Source organism: Furfurilactobacillus milii (assembly GCF_021654115.1).
Lineage (GTDB): Bacteria > Bacillota > Bacilli > Lactobacillales > Lactobacillaceae > Furfurilactobacillus > Furfurilactobacillus milii.
Map to the genome: position 1 here is coordinate 252,529 of NZ_JAIWJF010000003.1, position 17,491 is coordinate 270,019.

At 43.9% G+C, this 17,491-nt stretch carries 14 protein-coding genes, 1 pseudogene and 1 riboswitch; of the genes and pseudogenes, 14 read left to right on the forward strand and 1 reads right to left on the reverse strand.

Going from position 1 to position 17,491, the window contains the following annotated elements:
- Positions 1–123 precede the first annotated feature (123 nt).
- The 5 genes from dnaG (at position 124) to pepT (ending at position 6,270) form a co-directional block, all read left to right on the forward strand.
- Positions 124–1,968, forward strand: coding sequence for a DNA primase (gene dnaG / locus LDK34_RS05645; RefSeq protein ID WP_178942462.1), 1,845 nt, complete (start codon positions 124–126; stop codon positions 1,966–1,968).
- 64 nt (positions 1,969–2,032) lie between these two features.
- Positions 2,033–3,166 carry an RNA polymerase sigma factor RpoD gene (gene rpoD, locus LDK34_RS05650; RefSeq protein WP_161003136.1) on the forward strand — a complete coding sequence of 378 codons (1,134 nt, stop codon included), beginning with the start codon at positions 2,033–2,035 and terminating at the stop codon, positions 3,164–3,166.
- Between the two features lie 299 nt (positions 3,167–3,465).
- A complete protein-coding gene (locus LDK34_RS05655) occupies positions 3,466–4,182 on the forward strand; it encodes a tRNA (adenine(22)-N(1))-methyltransferase (protein WP_178942463.1) in 717 nt (238 codons plus the stop codon).
- Positions 4,160–4,960 (forward strand): Nif3-like dinuclear metal center hexameric protein, encoded by an 801-nt coding sequence (locus LDK34_RS05660; protein ID WP_178942464.1) that lies wholly within the window; start codon positions 4,160–4,162, stop codon positions 4,958–4,960. Before LDK34_RS05655 ends, LDK34_RS05660 begins: the two co-directional genes overlap by 23 nt.
- Before the next feature lie 71 nt (positions 4,961–5,031).
- Positions 5,032–6,270, forward strand: a complete 1,239-nt coding sequence (gene pepT, locus LDK34_RS05665; protein WP_178942465.1) for a peptidase T — start codon at positions 5,032–5,034, stop codon at positions 6,268–6,270.
- A 114-nt stretch (positions 6,271–6,384) separates the two neighbouring features.
- Here pepT and LDK34_RS05670 read toward each other — a convergent pair whose 3' ends face one another.
- Entirely contained in the window at positions 6,385–6,585 is a 201-nt protein-coding gene (locus LDK34_RS05670) for a YjzD family protein (RefSeq protein ID WP_178942466.1), read from the reverse strand.
- Between the two features lie 162 nt (positions 6,586–6,747).
- Between LDK34_RS05670 and dnaE the strand changes: the two genes are divergently transcribed.
- From dnaE to LDK34_RS05715, 9 genes and pseudogenes are all read left to right on the forward strand, one after another.
- Positions 6,748–10,299, forward strand: a complete 3,552-nt coding sequence (gene dnaE / locus LDK34_RS05675; RefSeq protein ID WP_225439160.1) for a DNA polymerase III subunit alpha — start codon at positions 6,748–6,750, stop codon at positions 10,297–10,299.
- 183 nt (positions 10,300–10,482) lie between these two features.
- Positions 10,483–11,898: pseudogene (gene pyk / locus LDK34_RS05680) on the forward strand (pyruvate kinase); the annotation flags it as partial.
- 151 nt (positions 11,899–12,049) lie between these two features.
- Entirely contained in the window at positions 12,050–12,937 is an 888-nt protein-coding gene (locus tag LDK34_RS05685; protein ID WP_178942468.1) for a CvfB family protein, read from the forward strand.
- The gene (xerD, locus tag LDK34_RS05690; protein WP_178942469.1) at positions 12,927–13,844 is read left to right on the forward strand and encodes a site-specific tyrosine recombinase XerD; all 918 of its coding nucleotides are present in this window, start codon (positions 12,927–12,929) and stop codon (positions 13,842–13,844) included. Before LDK34_RS05685 ends, xerD begins: the two co-directional genes overlap by 11 nt.
- Positions 13,845–13,890: 46 nt before the next feature.
- Positions 13,891–14,250, forward strand: coding sequence for an N-acetyltransferase (locus LDK34_RS05695; protein ID WP_236941550.1), 360 nt, complete (start codon positions 13,891–13,893; stop codon positions 14,248–14,250).
- Positions 14,240–15,109: a segregation and condensation protein A gene (locus LDK34_RS05700; RefSeq protein ID WP_178942471.1), complete on the forward strand. Its 870-nt coding sequence runs from the start codon at positions 14,240–14,242 to the stop codon at positions 15,107–15,109. Before LDK34_RS05695 ends, LDK34_RS05700 begins: the two co-directional genes overlap by 11 nt.
- Positions 15,106–15,717, forward strand: coding sequence for an SMC-Scp complex subunit ScpB (scpB, locus tag LDK34_RS05705; RefSeq protein ID WP_178942472.1), 612 nt, complete (start codon positions 15,106–15,108; stop codon positions 15,715–15,717). Before LDK34_RS05700 ends, scpB begins: the two co-directional genes overlap by 4 nt.
- A gap of 2 nt (positions 15,718–15,719) precedes the next feature.
- Complete coding sequence (locus LDK34_RS05710) at positions 15,720–16,460, forward strand: pseudouridine synthase (RefSeq protein WP_161001260.1); 741 nt, start codon at positions 15,720–15,722, stop codon at positions 16,458–16,460.
- Between the two features lie 99 nt (positions 16,461–16,559).
- Positions 16,560–16,684: riboswitch (FMN riboswitch) on the forward strand.
- A gap of 166 nt (positions 16,685–16,850) precedes the next feature.
- Positions 16,851–17,435 carry an ECF transporter S component gene (locus LDK34_RS05715; protein ID WP_178942473.1) on the forward strand — a complete coding sequence of 195 codons (585 nt, stop codon included), beginning with the start codon at positions 16,851–16,853 and terminating at the stop codon, positions 17,433–17,435.
- The last annotated feature ends 56 nt before the right edge of the window (positions 17,436–17,491 follow it).

Here is a 17,491-nt window from a genome sequence, read left to right on the forward strand (position 1 = left end):
ATTGTGTGTAATTGGGCTCAATTTTAGTCGCATTTTTTGTCTCGCGAAACTTAACGTTCACGATGTCGGAAGGTGCGTCTTTTTACGCTCAATAGGCCAGGCTTCAGCACTGGAGGTGATGTTGTGGCAATGAGAATTCCAGAGGATGTCATCGAAAACGTTCGCAGTTCAGTGAATATTGCGGACGTAGTAGGTCAGTATGTACAGTTAAAAAAATCCGGTAAAAATTTGTTTGGCTTGTGTCCATTTCATGAAGAAAAGACACCGTCATTTTCGGTTAACGAAGAAAAACAAATTTTCCACTGCTTTAGTTGTGGTCGTGGCGGTAACGTGTTTAAGTTCTTAATGGAACTGAATAACATCAGTTTTCCCGAAGCAGTCCTTCAAGTAGCTGATGATGCCAACATCACCATTGCTGACGAGTATAAGCAGACTGAAAGTAGCCCGGTTAATTCTGAGTTTGGACAGTTAATTGGCTTATACGAGGATGCTGCTAAACTTTATCATCATGTGTTAATGAACACGCAGGTTGGTGAAGAAGCACTGGATTATTTGCATAAACGTGGACTGGACGATGATACGATCAACACGTTTGACATTGGCTTTGCACCTGCCGAAGGGCTATTGAAACCCTTCTTTGAAGAGCGTCACGTTGATTATCAAACATTGCGTAGTTCTGGATTGTTCATTGAGAACCAGGATGGGCAATTGCGTGATCGTTTTAGTAACCGAGTGATGTTTACGATTCGTAACGCTAGTGGCAAGGTGATCGCTTTTTCAGGTCGCTTGTTGCATAAGGATCCAGATGCGCCAAAATATTTGAATAGTCCAGAAACGAAGATTTTTCATAAGAGTGATACGTTATTTAATTTTGACCTAGCTCGCCGTGAGATTCGTAAGGCGGACGCTGTCATTTTGTTTGAAGGGTTTATGGACGTTATTGCAGCCTATTCTGCTGGGGTAAAGAACGGCATTGCTTCCATGGGAACTAGCTTAACCACCGATCAGATTGGCATTTTGCAGCGTGTGACTAACACCTTGTATGTTTCGTATGACGGTGATGATGCAGGTCAAAACGCAACTCACCGGGCGCTGTCGCTAATTAGTGGTCAAAGCAATATGGATTTAGGTGTTGTGCAAATGCCTGAAGGCCTGGATCCAGATGAATACTTGCGAAAGTATGACGCTGAACACTTCCGGGCGGTTTACGAAGGTGCCAAGGAAACGCCCGTTGGGTTTGCGTTACGCTATTTAGCGCGTGGACGTAATCTTGATAATCAAAGTGATCAGTTGACTTACCTGAATGAAGTGTTAAAGATTGTCGCTGGTGTCCACTCGCCAGTTGAGCAGGATTTATATCTGAATCAACTGGTGGATCGCTTTGGTGTTGATAAGGCTAGTTTAAAAGAGCAACTGGCTGACATTCGTCAAACACAGACGTCAACCGTTGTTCCTGGCGAACAGCCGGCCACACCGTTGCCGAGTACGCCGACACCAGTGAAGCAGCTAGTGCGTGAGCCGGCGCACTTAGATCGCATTGAACGTGCAGAACGATTATTGTTGCATCGCATGTTAATTGATCAGAGCGTTTGGCTACACGTCACGGCTAATCAGGATTTTCATTTCGTCCATGACCAGTATCAAACATTGTTTTTAATGGCTCAGGGATTCAAACAAACGCACGCTGATGTTCAAATTGCGGCATTCTTGGATTACGTCAACGATGATGAGTTACAACATACATTGATTGATATCACAGAGCAGCCCAATGTTGACCGGGATGATATGACCGATGTGAATGATTGTATGCACATCATCATGAATCAAGCGCCTATTGAGGAGCAGATTCGGCAGAAGAACATTGCCATGATTGAGGCCAAGCGATTGAATAATCATGACCTCCAAAATCAGCTAACCTTGGAATTAGTTAATTTGTACAAGCAAAAGCAGGCGATGAAAAATGCTTGATAATTCTATTAATCGGTGTAAACTTATTTATTTGTCGGATTGTGAATACTAAGGGGGACCTTGCATGTCTGAAAAGAAAACAACATCTACAAAAGATTTTGATGAAAAGAAGTACAAAACAGCAGTTAACGCATTAATTAAGAACCGTAAGAAGGCTAAAGAAGTCCGTTATGATGAATTACAAACGGAACTGGTTAAGCCATTTGCGTTGGACGCCGACAAAATTGATGATTTAATGCAAAAAGTTGAGGATGCTGGTATCAGCATCGTTGATGAAAATGGTGACCCCTCTGAACATGCCTTAAAGAACAAAAAGAGTAGTGTTACGACTAAGGAATTAAAGGCTAGTGATGCAGCACCATCCGGAGTTAAAATCAATGATCCGGTACGGATGTACCTGAAGGAAATTGGTCGTGTTTCTCTGTTATCTGCCGATGAAGAAGTTGCCTTGGCTCTGCGAATTGAGCAAGGTGACGAATCAGCTAAGCAAGAATTGGCTGAAGCTAACTTACGGCTGGTCGTCTCAATTGCTAAGCGATACGTTGGCCGGGGTATGCAGTTCCTTGATTTAATTCAAGAAGGTAATATGGGACTGATGAAGGCCGTTGAAAAGTTTGATTACCGCAAAGGATTTAAATTTTCAACGTATGCCACTTGGTGGATTCGTCAGGCCATTACCCGTGCGATTGCTGACCAGGCACGGACAATTCGGATTCCCGTTCACATGGTTGAAACAATCAACAAATTGATTCGGATTCAACGTCAATTACTTCAAGACTTAGGTCGTGAACCAATTCCTGAAGAAATTGGTGCTGAAATGGATATGCCAACGGAAAAAGTTCGTGAAATCTTGAAGATTGCGCAAGAACCTGTTTCTTTGGAAACACCAATTGGTGAAGAGGATGACTCTCACTTAGGTGATTTCATTGAAGACCAGGATGCAACTTCACCAGCTGACCACGCAGCCTATGAACTGCTGAAGGAACAGTTGGAAAGCGTTTTGGATACGTTAACTGACCGTGAGGAAAATGTGCTTCGTTTGCGTTTTGGGTTGGACGATGGCCGGACCCGGACTTTGGAAGAAGTTGGTAAGGTATTTGGTGTTACGCGTGAACGAATTCGTCAGATTGAAGCGAAGGCTTTACGTAAGTTACGCCACCCAAGTCGTTCTAAGCAATTGAAGGATTTTTTGGAATAGTCAAGGCGTCACTAAGATTAGTAGTATAGGCAAGTCAATTGTAATGAGCCTATTTCGAAAAGTTTAAATATAATTAGATTTGTAATGCATTCATGATCAATTTTTAAAATTGACTATGGATGCTTTTTTTAGTTTGAAAAATAGTCAGTAGGCTATCTGACGATAAAGTTCTGCAAAAATTCTGCAACTGGCGTGAAGTGATTGGTATACTGGTAGTAAAGACAGCGGATGCACCGGCGACGATTGTTACGTCATGAATCGCTTTTAGTTCTAATAATCGGTGCACAAGAGGAGGATACATGGACGCGGATCATTTATCAAAACGACTGGCTGCTGTGGCGGCCTACGTGCCTGTCAATTCACGCATGGCTGATATTGGCTCAGATCATGCTTACTTACCAGTTTATCTGGCCAAACGCCAACAAATTTCGTATGCGGTGGCAGGAGAGGTTGTTGACGGACCGTTTGAAAATGCCAAAACGGAGATTGCCAACCAGAATTTGACCGAGCGGATTGATGCTCGTCTGGGAGACGGGGTAACGGTGCTTAAACCCGACGATAACATTGACACGATTGTCATTGCGGGGATGGGTGGCACACTAATCAGTGACATTCTGGAGCGCGGTTGGCAACAACTGACTGGCAACGAATTACTCGTGTTACAGCCAAACGTCGGTGAATATCACTTACGTAAATGGCTGGCCGCCCATGCCTATCAAATTACGGCTGAGCAAATTTTAAAGGATGATGGGCACATTTATGAAATTATGGTGGCCCACAAGGTCAAGGAGCCGTTTTCACTAAATGAACTGGATGCACGTTTTGGGCACTTTTTACTCGCCAAGCCCAATGCTGCGTTTGTCGAAAAATGGCAGCATGAGCAGCAGCGGAACGCACACGTATTAGCGTCACTAAATCATGCAGCAAACGTACCCGTTGCTAAACAGCAGGAATTGCAACATGAACAGCAACTAATTGAGGAGGTCCTACAAGATGCAAGCACAAACCTTAATTGAGCAATTCGAAAAGTTTGCACCACTTCGTTATCGCGAAGCCGGTGATCCAACTGGTTTTCAAATCGGTAGTCGACAGGCAGAAATTCATAAAGTTTTGGTGACTTTAGACGTTCGGCCCGAGGTTGTTGATGAAGCGATTGCCGAACACGCTGATTTTATTTTTGCCCATCATCCAGTTATGTTTCGACCTGCTAAAAATCTTGATTTTGATGCCGATCCACAGCTAGCGATGTACGGCAAAATCATTGCTAATCACATTACTGTGTACGCTGCTCACACTAATTTGGATAACGCTCCAGGTGGTATGAATGACTGGCTTGCTGAGCAATTGCAACTGGAGCACGTTCAGTCATGGCTACCTAATCCTGACGCGCCTGAGGTATCAATGGGTCGGGTCGGTGAGCTAGCAGAGCCGATGTCAATGCAAGCATTCGCTGAGTATTGCAAAACGCAATTTAAAATCGGCGGTTTGCGGTTGCTTTCACATGAACAAACCAAACAAGTTAGCAAAGTTGCCATTTTAGGTGGTGACGGTGGCAAATTCTTCCGTGAAGCACAGGCAACGGGTGCCGATGTCTATGTTACGGGCGACGTTTACTATCATACTGGACATGACATGCTGGCATCCGGTTTGTCTGTGGTGGACCCAGGACATCACATTGAAGCTGTTTGCATCCCCAAGTTGGCATCCATGTTCCGTCAGTGGTCTACACAATATCAATGGCATCTCGATGTTTTAGAATCAAAACCTAATACGGATCCCTTTACTTTTGTGTAAGCGTGCCGAATCAGGTAGACTTGTTTTGAGGATGTTTGAACTTTATTTTAGAAAATAGGAGCGTGACAGTTGTGGCACAATATGAAACCTTGCTTTCGCGGTTTATCGGTTATGTAAAGGTCAATACGAGATCGGATCCAGATTCAACAACCATTCCTTCTTCGCCTAGGGAAGTAAACTTTTTAAAGTCGATTGCTGAGGAACTAACTGAACTCGGACTATCGGATATCAAAACGGATCCTAACAGTGGTTATGTAACTGCTGTTCTACCAGCTAACGACGGCGGCAACACAGCACCAATTGGCTTTTTAGCACACATTGATACTGCGGATTTTAATGCAGAAAACATCACACCCAACATTGTTAAGAACTATGATGGTCAATCAGACATTAAACTTAGTGATGATGGTCAGTGGACATTAAAGCCTAGCGAATTTCCAGCATTGCACAATTACACCGATGACACATTAATTACAACTGACGGTACAACACTTTTGGGTGCCGACGATAAAGCTGGTGTGGCAGAAATTATGACGGCCATGGAGTACTTGCTTAATCATCCAGACGTTAAGCATGGTGAGATTCATGTTGGCTTTGGTCCAGATGAAGAAATCGGTACTGGTGCGGATCACTTTGATGCTAAGGGCTTCGGCGTTAAGTATGCCTACACGGTTGATGGCGGTCCATTAGGTGAATTGGAATACGAGACGTTTAATGCTGCACAGGCAGTTGTAACTATTCAAGGGAAAGATGTTCACACGGCTACTGCTAAAGGCGTTATGCAAAACGCACTTCAAATTGGTATTGATTTCCATAATCAATTACCTGCAAGTGACCGTCCAGAAAACACTGAGGGTCGGGAAGGCTTCTTCCACTTGTACAAAATGACAGGGACCGTTGATCAAGCTCAATTAACGTACATTATTCGTGATCACGATCGTCAGAAGTTTGAAGACCGTAAACAACAAATGCGCGATATTGCTGATAAGCTCAATGCTACCCTAGATGAACCGCGGGTTAAATTGGTGCTGACGGACCAGTATTACAATATGCGTGAAGTGCTTGAAAAAGACATGACACCGGTTGAACTGGCTAAAAAGGCCATGACTGATTTAGATATCGAACCTGTTATTTACCCGGTTCGTGGTGGAACAGATGGCTCCAAAATTTCATTCATGGGTGTGCCAACGCCGAACTTGTTTGCTGGTGGTGAGAACATGCACAGCCGTTATGAATATGTTTCTCTGCAAACTATGGAACGTGCTGTTGATGTGATCTTGAAAATTACTGAACTCAATCGGCAGGCTTAAGAAGCGGTAACCATTATTTGTCGCACAAAATAAAACGACCCCAACAGATACATCTGTTAGGATCGTTTTTATTATCTATCGTGTGCGATGCTGGTTAGCAACCTGCGACAACGATTATGATTGACTTGCTTCATCAGCATTAGCCGCTGGTTTGTCGGCCATCATGTGTGTTGCGACTGAAGTCACAAGGCAGACGATGGCGGCAACGATGCCAATTTCAAAACTGTTATATTGCAGCAATTCTAGTTGCCCACCAATATAACCAATGACCTCGCCCCAGATGAAGCCCCAAAAGATTACAGTTAAGTAACGCATATTGTGACCACCTTTCATATCACTAGTAGTTTAACACTCTGACTACTGATTTCAATAAACTTTCATTCGCGAATACGGATAATTTTGGCGGGTTTTGTTATAATATGAAAGACGAACAAACGTTTGAATATGAAACTTAATCGATTATTCAATGAAAGGGGGATGCTTGTGTCTTCGGAGACTGAAATTGAGGCAGCAACGGTACCGTTATCTCGCGAAATAAATGGTCTCGTGCCATTATCCGTTATCAGTAGTTATAGTCTATTGCAAAGCCCAACAAGAGTTACAGAACTCGTGCAAACGGCAAAACAGCGAGGGTATCAGGCAGTTGCACTGACTGACATTAATGTGTTGTATGGCGTTGTTGATTTTTTTAATGCTGCGCGAAAAGCTGGCATCAAACCATTAATTGGGCTGACAATCGAACTAACCAGCGAAGTCACTGAGCCAGCAACCAATGACCAGACGATGCCATCCACAAAGCAGAATGCACTGCCAACATTCCCATTAACTTTGATTGCTAAAAATGAACATGGCTATCAAAATCTAATTCAAATTTCGTCAGCAAAGATGACCCGCGAAGAACGTGATCCTTTAAAAATTGACGACATCAGTGATTGGTTGTCCGATTTGGTCATTATTAATGGATTACAAAGCGAAATTGGCCGACTAGCCAGTACGGGACAACAAAACGCGGCGGCGCAACTCATGACACGACTGCAAAAGACTGCCAATGACACGGTATATCTTGGCGTGAGTGATCAACAATCAAGAGCGACAATCGACACGCTTCAACAATTTGCGGATCAGAATCATTGTCGATTAGTGGCTGTCAATGATGTTCGCTATTTGAATCCCGATGATAGTTTTAAGACTAGTGTGATGACGTCGATTAGTAGTGGAGAACAGATCACTAATTTAGGCGCTGTAAGTCAGCAGACAGGTCCTTGGTATCTTCGTGAGGCTGTGCCGTTAGCCAATCACTATCATGAATTGGGACTGGATGAGGCCGTTCGGGAAACGAGTCAAATTGCTAACATCGCAACGGTTGATTTCACGTTTCAAGCCCCACAATTACCACATTTCAAGACGCCCAATCATGAACCAGCAGCGGATTATTTGAGACAATTGTGTGCTGCTGGCTTGACCAAACGTTTAGGCGAAGATAATCCACTAGCGGATCGGTATCAACAAAGGTTGACCCACGAGCTGACCGTTATCCATCAGTTAGGCTTTGACGATTATTTTCTAATTGTCTGGGACGTGATGAACTATGCTCATGAACATCACATTACTACCGGTCCTGGTCGTGGCTCGGCGGCTGGGTCCTTGGTTGCTTATGTACTAGCCATTACAGAAGTTGATCCATTAACATATGATTTACTGTTTGAACGGTTTTTGAATGATCAGCGAGCTCAGATGCCCGATATTGATTTGGATATTCCGGACGACAAACGTGATGAACTGTTGCTGTATGTGCGTGATCGATATGGCGCCGATAAAGTTGGTCAGATCATTACATTTGGTACCCTTGGTGCTAAGCAGGTCATTCGTGACGTTGGCCGTGTATTTGGTTTGTCCACTTTCCAAATGGCGGAATGGAGCCGGACGATTCCCGGTGGTTTAGGTGTGACGTTGGCCAGCGCACAACGTGATTCACAGCCATTACGTAATCTAATCGCGGACAGTGGTGTCAACTCGTTACTGTTTGAAACAGCCATGGCGTTGGAAGGCTTGCCACGGCACACGTCCACACATGCTGCCGGTGTTGTCTTAAGTGATCAGCCATTAACGGATATTGTCCCGGTTCAATCAGGTTCTGAAGGCCTGCTCGTAGCCCAATTTCCTAAAAATACCGTTGAAGCGCTAGGGCTGCTTAAGATGGATTTTCTTGGACTCCGCAATTTAACTATTTTAGCGAATACATTAGTAGAGATTGAGACAACGACGGGCAAAAAGCTTCAAGTTAACGATATACCGTTAAACGATAGTGCCACACTGTCCTTGTTTCAAAAAGGTGATACAAATGGTGTCTTTCAGTTTGAGTCAAGCGGCATTAAAAATGTCTTACGTCAATTGCATCCGGAAACCTTTGAATTAGTGGTCGCGGTTAACGCACTTTATCGACCTGGACCGATGGAAAACATCGATCACTTTATTGCCCGTAAAAAGGGCAAGGAACCAGTCACGTATCCGGCCCAGGCGTTGGAACCAATTTTAGGACCAACATTTGGCATCATTGTTTATCAAGAACAGGTTATGCGAGTCGCCTCAGTTATGGGCGGTTTCTCATTAGGTAAGGCCGATATTCTTCGCCGTGCCATGAGTAAAAAAGATCATCATAAGATTGATGCACTTCGTACCGAGTTTATTGAGGGTGCGGTGGCTAACAAATTTACGCAAGCCGTTGCCGTTCAGGTCTATGACTATATTGAAAATTTTGCATCTTATGGTTTTAACCGATCACATGCCGTTGCCTACAGCAAAATGGCGTTTGAACTCGCTTATCTAAAAGTGCATCATCCGGGTGCCTTTTTTACAGCACTACTTAATTCTGTGCTGGGTAATCCAACAAAAACGAAATTATATTTGTTAGAGGCAAAACAACATGGCGTCAATGTAGCAGCGCCCAACGTTAACGTCAGTCAGACGGGATTCTCACTGGTAAACGGGCAAATCGTGTTTGGACTTAGTGACATTAAAGGTGTGCGTCGAGATTTTGTTGCCAATATCTTGGCATTGCGGCAAAAAAACGGTGCATTTAAAGACTTAGAAACATTTGTCAACGCTATTGACCCACAGTTTCGGAAAACGGACGTCTTAACTGCCATGATCTATGCTGGTAGCTTTGACAGTTTTGGCTTAAACAGAGCTGAGCTGTTGGACCTGTTGCCACGTGTGATTTCTGGTGCTCAGGTTAGTATCGATCTGTTCGAATCCAACCTGGGGCTTAAACCTAAGGTTGAGCACCGCCATGATTTGTCTTTGAAAGAAAAATTAAGTCACGAGGCCGAAGTACTTGGCGCTTATGTATCTGGTCACCCGGTAGAACAGTACACAGGGCTCAGCCAACAACTGAATGCAACACCAATTGTCGATGTTGCGGTTGGCCAGGTGACAACCGTTATTCTGTACACGAGTCGGATTCGTGAAATAAGAACTAAAAAAGGTGACCGAATGGCGTTTGTCAGCGGGAACGATCCGTCTGGAGAATTGTCGATTACCGTCTTCCCACGACTTTATAAAGAAGTTAGCGAATGGCTGGCGCCTGAGCAGGTCGTTGTTGTGACCGGTAAAATTGATACGGGTCGCCAACTGGAAATCGTAGCGGATCGGCTTCAATTGGCCAAAACAGTTCAGGAGCAAGGTGCACATCAGCAATCCCGGCAAAACGCGCAAGTGAATGGTGAATCCAATACGCGGTCGAATAATCCTACTCAAGCAGCAACGAAGCCACAGGCGCAAGCTGCGCCAATTGGCACTTGGTATTTACAACTGACCGAGGCAAACATTGCTGCTGGTGCAGAGAACGACTTTCGTCAGCAAATGGTCAGCTTACGCGGAAATAATCCGGTAATTTTGCATAATCAAGTTGATAATCGGACAGTTAAACTGGCTTCAGCATTTAATTTAGCGGCTACGGCACAAGCTCGAAATCAATTGATCGGGATTTTTGGTGACGGCAATGTCGTTTTTCGGCGAAATCAGACATAAATGTTTAAACTGTCTTCAACAAAATGAAAAACCGGTGTGGGTTTTCATGAATATTTATGAAAACTCATGAAAAGGGCGACAACGACATTTTAAAAGTGTTAAACTAATATCGTATTTAAGGGAACAATAACGTTCTCAAAAAAGCCACTCTGTGGCACAAACTCAAAGGGAGAGATTTTTGTTATGAAAAAAACTAAAATCGTTAGCACGCTTGGACCAGCCAGCTCAGACGTTGATACGATCGTTAAGCTGATTGAAGCAGGCGCCAACGTTTTCCGTTTTAACTTTTCTCACGGAGATCATGAAGAACACCTTGGCCGTTTAAACAACGTCCATGAAGCTGAAAAGATTACTGGCAAGACTGTTGGTATCATGCTTGATACTAAGGGTGCTGAAATCCGGACAACGGTTCAAAAAGATGGCAAGATCGAATACAAGACTGGTGACAAGGTTCGTATCTCAATGGACGACTCCATTGAAGGTACACACGACAAGATTGCCGTTACCTACCCTGGCTTATACGATGATGTTCATGTTGGTGGTCACGTACTGTTTGATGATGGTTTGATCGACATGAAGATTGACGAAAAAGACGATGCTAACAAAGAATTAGTAACCACTGTTCAAAACAATGGGATGCTCGGTTCTCGTAAGGGTGTTAACGCACCTGGTGTTTCCATCAACTTGCCTGGGATCACTGAAAAGGATTCCTCAGACATTCGTTTTGGTTTGGATCATGAAATCAACTTCATCGCCGCTTCATTCGTACGTAAAGCGCAAGATGTTCTGGACATTCGTGCTCTGCTTGAAGAAAAGAACATGCAACATGTTCAAATCTTCCCTAAGATTGAATCTCAAGAAGGTATCGACAACTTCGACGAAATTCTTGAAGTCTCAGATGGTTTGATGGTTGCCCGTGGTGACATGGGTGTTGAAATTCCTGCCGAAAATGTGCCATTGGTACAGAAGGAATTGATCCGTCGTTGTAACGAATTGGGCAAGCCAGTTATCACTGCTACCCAAATGTTGGATTCAATGCAAGAAAACCCACGTCCTACACGTGCCGAAGCATCTGATGTTGCTAATGCCGTATTTGATGGTACTGACGCAACCATGTTATCTGGTGAATCTGCTAACGGTGATTACCCAGTAGAATCTGTTGCAACGATGAACCGGATCGACATCAAGGCTGAAAATGACTTGAGTGTTGATGGTCATGCTGTTCACAACTTCGATACTTCAGATGTTACAGAAGCTGTTGCTGCTGCTGTTGCCCGTACTGCAAGTAACTTGCACGTTAAGACAATCGTTGCTGCTACTGCTTCGGGTCACACTGCACGGATGATCAGCAAGTACCGTCCAAACGCCGACATCCTTGCCGTTACGTTTGACGAACGCACTCAACGCGGTTTGATGATCAACTGGGGTGTTTACCCAGTTATCGACACTGCCCCAGCAAGCACTGATGACATGTTCGCATTAGCTAAGAAACGTGTTGTTGAAGAAGGCCTAGCTGAAAAGGGTGACACGATCTTAGTTACTGCCGGCGTACCAGTTGGTACAAAGGGTACAACTAACATCATGCGTGTTATGCGGATCGACTAATTTTAAAAAGAATTCGTTTAAGGCTGCTGACGTTTGTCGGCGGCCTTTTTCTTTCTTAAATTGCAGGTCTTTCTGGGCGGATGTCGCTTGCGATTAAGCTTTCTGCTATAATGGACAAAATGAAATTACCGATTTGGAGGCAGTTATGCACGATTTATTAGGCCGTGTGATTGAAACAAAGGTCACTGATCAAAACGAAGATTATTACATCGTTCAATGTGAGGGATTTTCGTTTCAATTTGATAAAAAAGAAGCAGATCATAAGCTGGGGATAGGTGCTCAGGTTACTGGCTTTGCTTACGAAAATGAGGATCATGATTACCAGATTTCAACAACGATTCCAAAGTCACAGGTTGGTCACTATGCGTTTGGGACAGTTGTTCGGTCCGCACACGGCCTGGGCGTGTTTGTGGACGTTGGTTTGCCTAACAAAGATTTTGTCGTTTCGGTGGACGAATTACCGACGATTGACGGGTTGATGCCTCAAAAGGGCGATCGTTTGATGGTTAGCCTTGTCGTCGATGCTAAAAATCGTTTGTGGGCACACCTAGCTGATTCTGAGATTTTTACTGCTATCAGTCGCCGGGCGACAACTGCAGACAGAAATCATGACTTAACAGCAACGGTATACCGATTAAAACTAGCTGGTACTTTAGTTATAACTGACGATTATTATCTCGGGTTCGTTCATCCTTCAGAGCGTGATCACGAACCACGACTAGGGGAACAAGTACATGGCCGTGTTATTGGTGTGCGCCCTGATGGTGGGCTGAACATCTCACTGAAGCCGCGAGCTTATCAGGCAATTAGTGAGGATGCTGCGCAACTATTGGCAACACTTGGTCATGAAGCAAGTCATACGTTACCCTTTACAGATAAAAGTAACCCTGATGCCATCAAGGCGTATTTTGGGATTAGTAAGGGACAGTTCAAACGAGCCGTGGGTCATTTACTCAAAGCTCGTTACATTGAACAGAGCGCAGATGGCATTACGTTAACGGAGACCGGTGTTAAAGTAGCAAATGAGCAATGAAAAAGAAATTCCAACCGCGATTTTGGACCCGATGGACGACTATTTGACCTATATTAAAGTTGAACGTGGTTTGTCCAAGAATAGCATTATTAGTTACAAACAGGATATTCAGGCATTTAGCCAGTTTATTGTGGAGCAAGGGCTCACTAGTCTTAAGCAGGTGGATCGTTACGTGATCCTGAATTATCTGCAAATTGAAGATCAAGCTCATAAAGCGCGTAACACGGTTATTCACAGTGTTTCAAGTCTGCGGAAATACTTTTTGTTTTTGACGCGGGACAGGTATGTTGATGAAAATCCGATGTTGAAAATTGATTCACCAAAACGTGCTCGGCATTTGCCACAAGTTTTGACGGTTGAAGAAGTTGACCGGTTATTAGCTGTTCCAGATGTCAGCAAACCACTGGGAATTCGTGATCGTACCTTACTCGAAGTCATGTACGCAACTGGCATGCGAGTCAGTGAAGTGGTTAATCTGACTGGGAATAATTTACATTTAGATCTCGGGTTTATTCAAACTGTTGGTAAGGGTGACAAGGAACGTATCATTCCAATTGGTGATCTTGCGACAGAGTGGCTAACATCGTACATGAACACTGTGCGTCCGAAACTAGTTCATGGACAGCCAACAACGGCGATTTTTGTTAATGCTCACGGCCGTCAACTTACGCGTCAAGGTGTTTGGAAAAACCTAAAAGCGATGGTTAAAAGCGCTGGAATTAAGAAAGATGTGACACCGCATACGTTACGCCATTCGTTTGCCACACACATCTTGGAAAATGGCGCTGATTTAAGGGTGGTTCAGGAACTACTGGGCCATGCGGATATTTCAACGACACAGATTTATACTCATATTTCTAAGCAACGGTTAACAGAGGTTTATAAAAAGGCTCATCCGCGAGCATAACTCAATTGATAGCGGAATAAAGAAATGTTGGAAAGGGGACGAAGTCATGCTAGTTAAATACCGTGATGATTATGAAAAAACAACCATGGGATTGCTGTCTTTCTTGCCGGACTTTCACAACATGAAGCATCTAAAAGCAGAAATGGCTTGGTATACTGACGGCAGTGGTCGGCAAATGTATCTATGGCGAAACGACCACAACCAGTTTACTGGCGTCGTGGGGTTTGAATTGGAAGATCAGTTTGTGCTCATTCGATTACTTGTTCTGTCACCTCAAGAACGTAATGATAGTACTAGAAAGGCCATTTTAGACGCCGTTGCAGAATTATTTCCTGAAAAACGGATCATGGGCACCATTGCTACTACGCCAATGATTATGCGGTGGAGGAATATTGATGGGCGCTAATGCGACAGACACTCGTAAATCATGGCCTGGGCAACGTGCTCACGATCGGGAGGCAGAAGTCAATTTAGCGTTAGCAAACCAGCCAACGATTAAAATTGCTGACTTCGAGGGGCCGTTAGATTTATTATTGCATCTGATTCGCAGTTCAGAAATGGATATTTATGACATTCAAATCTCTGCAATCACCTCGCAATATTTAAAATATTTACATCAAATGCAAAACATGAAGCTGGATGTCGCAGGCGAATACTTTGTCATGGCGGCGACGCTCATGACGATTAAAAGTAGAATGTTATTGCCTCGGGCGGCTGACGAGGATGAGGATACTACTGACGATTCAGATCCGCGGTCGGAATTAGTAACTCAATTACTGGAGTATCGTCGTTATCAGCAGGCGGCTGATGAATTACGCGATAAAGAGCAAGATCGTAAACAGCAATTTACTCGCGCTGCGAGTGGTGTGCCGGCAGATGTTCAATTGGGTTCTTTAGTCCCAGGTATTACGGTGGCGGATCTGCAAGCTGCGTTTAAGCACATGTTGGCACAGCGACAAATTGCCAAACCCGTTTCTCGAACCGTGTCGGGTGATCAATTTACTATTCGCGAGCAAATGCGGGTCATGTTAAATAAATTAGATCGTAAGCGACCAACGGCTTTTGAGGACTTGTTTTCTGAGCAACCACAAACGGATGAACTCGTGACAACATTTTTGGCCATGTTGGAACTAGCAAAAATGAATGCCGTCCGGTTCGACCAAAGTGTTGTTAACGGGCCAATTCAGGTCTTTGCCGGTGAACGGAGCAAGGATGATCTAGATAAAGAAGTATTAACGCCATTTGAGGATGAAAAAGAGTCATGACAAATATCGAACAAATTGAAGGACTTCTGTTTATTGCAGGTAACGAAGGCATTTCAGTTGCGGAAATGTCCCATGCAACAGGTTTTATGCGTGCGGCAATCAACACGATGTTGGATCAGATTGCCAAACGTCATGAAGAGAGTGTGGATGATCCACTCTGTTTGCTAGACAACGATGGTATCTACCGACTGGCGACAAAAAAAGAATTAGCAGGTGTGATCAAACGTTATTTTGAGGCACCCTTAGCAACTAATTTATCGCAAGCTTCATTGGAAGTTCTGGCCATCACCGCTTATCGTCAGCCAGTAACACGAATTGATATTGATGAGATTCGTGGGGTGTCCAGCACAGCAACATTGCAAAAATTGGTGCTTCGCAATCTTGTGGAGGCCCACGGGCGAAAAGATGAGCCAGGTCGCCCCATTTTATATAGAACAACAAATTATTTTTTAGACTATTTTGGCCTAAATGACATTAGTCAATTGCCGCCGTTACCGCAAGCAGAAACGTTAGATGAAGCTCAAGCAGAAACAGGTGATCTGTTCCTAGCGGCTTTTCAAGATCAATTGGCTGGTACAACAGAAGACAAAGAAGAACACGAGGATTAATAATGGCAGAAAGATTACAAAAAGTTATGGCTCGGGCCGGTGTCGCATCGCGGCGTAAGTCTGAAACATTGATTTCGACAGGACATGTTCAGGTTAATGGAACGGTCATTCGGGAACTAGGCACAAAAGTGACCGCAGATGATGCAATACAAGTAGATGGTGTTGCAATTCAGCAAGAGCAGTTTGTGTACTATTTGTTGTACAAACCGCGTAGTGTTGTATCCACTGCCCACGATGATAAAGGGCGTCGGACGGTAGTCGATTTACTAGACGATATTGATGAGCGAATTTATCCAGTTGGCCGGTTGGATTACGATACATCTGGATTGTTGTTAATGACTAATGATGGTGAACTAGCCAATCAGTTAATGCACCCTAAGTTTAAAGTTGATAAAACGTATGTCGCTAAAGTAAAAGGTGTGCCGACAAACGATGCCTTAGAAAAACTGCGTCATGGCCTCGTTGTTGATGGTCATAAGACCTCGCCAGCTAAAAGTAAGCTGATTAGTGTTGATCATCGTAAAAACACGGCCATCGTTCAATTAACAATTCATGAAGGACATAATCACCAAGTTAAAAACATGTTGACGGCCGTTGGCTTTCCAGTTGAAAAGTTGCGACGCGACAGTTATGGTCCTTTGACCCTTGATGGTCTGACGTCTGGTGATTACCGTGAATTGAAATCTGTTGAACTGGAAGCATTACGTGAATCGATTTCAAACAAGAAGGGTTTTCGCCGCTAACGCTTAGTCACGTAATTACACGTGGTGGGGAAGATTATGTTGACCATTTTTGGTTATGTGTTAAACTTCACTTGTAAGTAATTACAAATTTAATACTTGGTTCGTCTTCAGGGCAGGGTGAAATTCCCGACCGGCGGTGATAGCCCGCGACTCTCCATCTGATGGAGATTGATCTTGGTGAAATTCCAAGGCCGACAGTAAAGTCTGGTATAAAGAAGATCGGCAATTAAGAGTCTTATTTTGATGGATTCAACATGTCTGATCGTGTTCCCTTGAAGGAATGTGATGAGGCTTTTTTATTGCCATGCCAAAGAAGATGACCCATCTAAAATGGTGCTCAAGATGAAAACTGTGATAGTTCCATCGATGGCACTTAAGGAGGAGTCTCAGATGGGCAGTACAGCATTACGACGGATGATCAGCGTCGCCGTGTTAGGCGCGGTTGCAGCGGTCATCATGTTTTTAGAGTTTCCGATTCTGCCGGGAGCTACGTTTATGAAGCTGGATTTCAGCTTATTAATTATTTTACTGGGGACAGTGATTTATGGGTTGGGCGATGGTGCATTGATTGCGCTAATCGCGGTGGTCTTGCATTTATTGCTAAAGGGCATCAATCCTTTTAGCTTAATTGGTGACACGATCGCCTTTGTAGCCAATATGGCGTACGTAATTCCGATTTACTGGCTGTTAACGCGATCGAGCCGGAAGACCAGCTTTAAATTGTCAGTTGGAATTTCACTGAGTACAGTGTTGTTGACAATTATTATGGCATTGCTCAATGCATTTTTAATGTTTCCGTTATACATGAAAGTCGGTGGCTTACCGCAATCAACAAACATTCCAGCGTTGATTTGGACTGTAGTGGTGCCGTTCAATCTAATTAAAGGTGTTATTATTGGCATCGCCTTTTGGATTGTTTATTGGCGAATGGCGCCATGGTTGAGCAGACAACGTCGTGCCATTAATACTAAATAGTGAAATGAGTAAATGTAAAAGCAGCCATTTTAGCTTGGTTGCTTTTTTCTGTCGCT

Bases quoted from the DNA above. Each gene is read 5' to 3' on its own strand.
- rpoD (WP_161003136.1), top strand. From the start codon at position 2,033: ATGTCTGAAAAGAAAACAACATCTACAAAAGATTTTGATGAAAAGAAG.
- LDK34_RS05655 (WP_178942463.1), top strand. From the start codon at position 3,466: ATGGACGCGGATCATTTATCAAAACGACTGGCTGCTGTGGCGGCCTAC.
- LDK34_RS05660 (WP_178942464.1), top strand. From the start codon at position 4,160: ATGCAAGCACAAACCTTAATTGAGCAATTCGAAAAGTTTGCACCACTT.
- LDK34_RS05670 (WP_178942466.1), bottom strand. From the start codon at position 6,585: ATGCGTTACTTAACTGTAATCTTTTGGGGCTTCATCTGGGGCGAGGTC.
- dnaE (WP_225439160.1), top strand. From the start codon at position 6,748: ATGCTTGTGTCTTCGGAGACTGAAATTGAGGCAGCAACGGTACCGTTA.
- LDK34_RS05685 (WP_178942468.1), top strand. From the start codon at position 12,050: ATGCACGATTTATTAGGCCGTGTGATTGAAACAAAGGTCACTGATCAA.
- xerD (WP_178942469.1), top strand. From the start codon at position 12,927: ATGAGCAATGAAAAAGAAATTCCAACCGCGATTTTGGACCCGATGGAC.
- LDK34_RS05695 (WP_236941550.1), top strand. From the start codon at position 13,891: ATGCTAGTTAAATACCGTGATGATTATGAAAAAACAACCATGGGATTG.
- LDK34_RS05700 (WP_178942471.1), top strand. From the start codon at position 14,240: ATGGGCGCTAATGCGACAGACACTCGTAAATCATGGCCTGGGCAACGT.
- scpB (WP_178942472.1), top strand. From the start codon at position 15,106: ATGACAAATATCGAACAAATTGAAGGACTTCTGTTTATTGCAGGTAAC.
- LDK34_RS05710 (WP_161001260.1), top strand. From the start codon at position 15,720: ATGGCAGAAAGATTACAAAAAGTTATGGCTCGGGCCGGTGTCGCATCG.
- LDK34_RS05715 (WP_178942473.1), top strand. From the start codon at position 16,851: ATGGGCAGTACAGCATTACGACGGATGATCAGCGTCGCCGTGTTAGGC.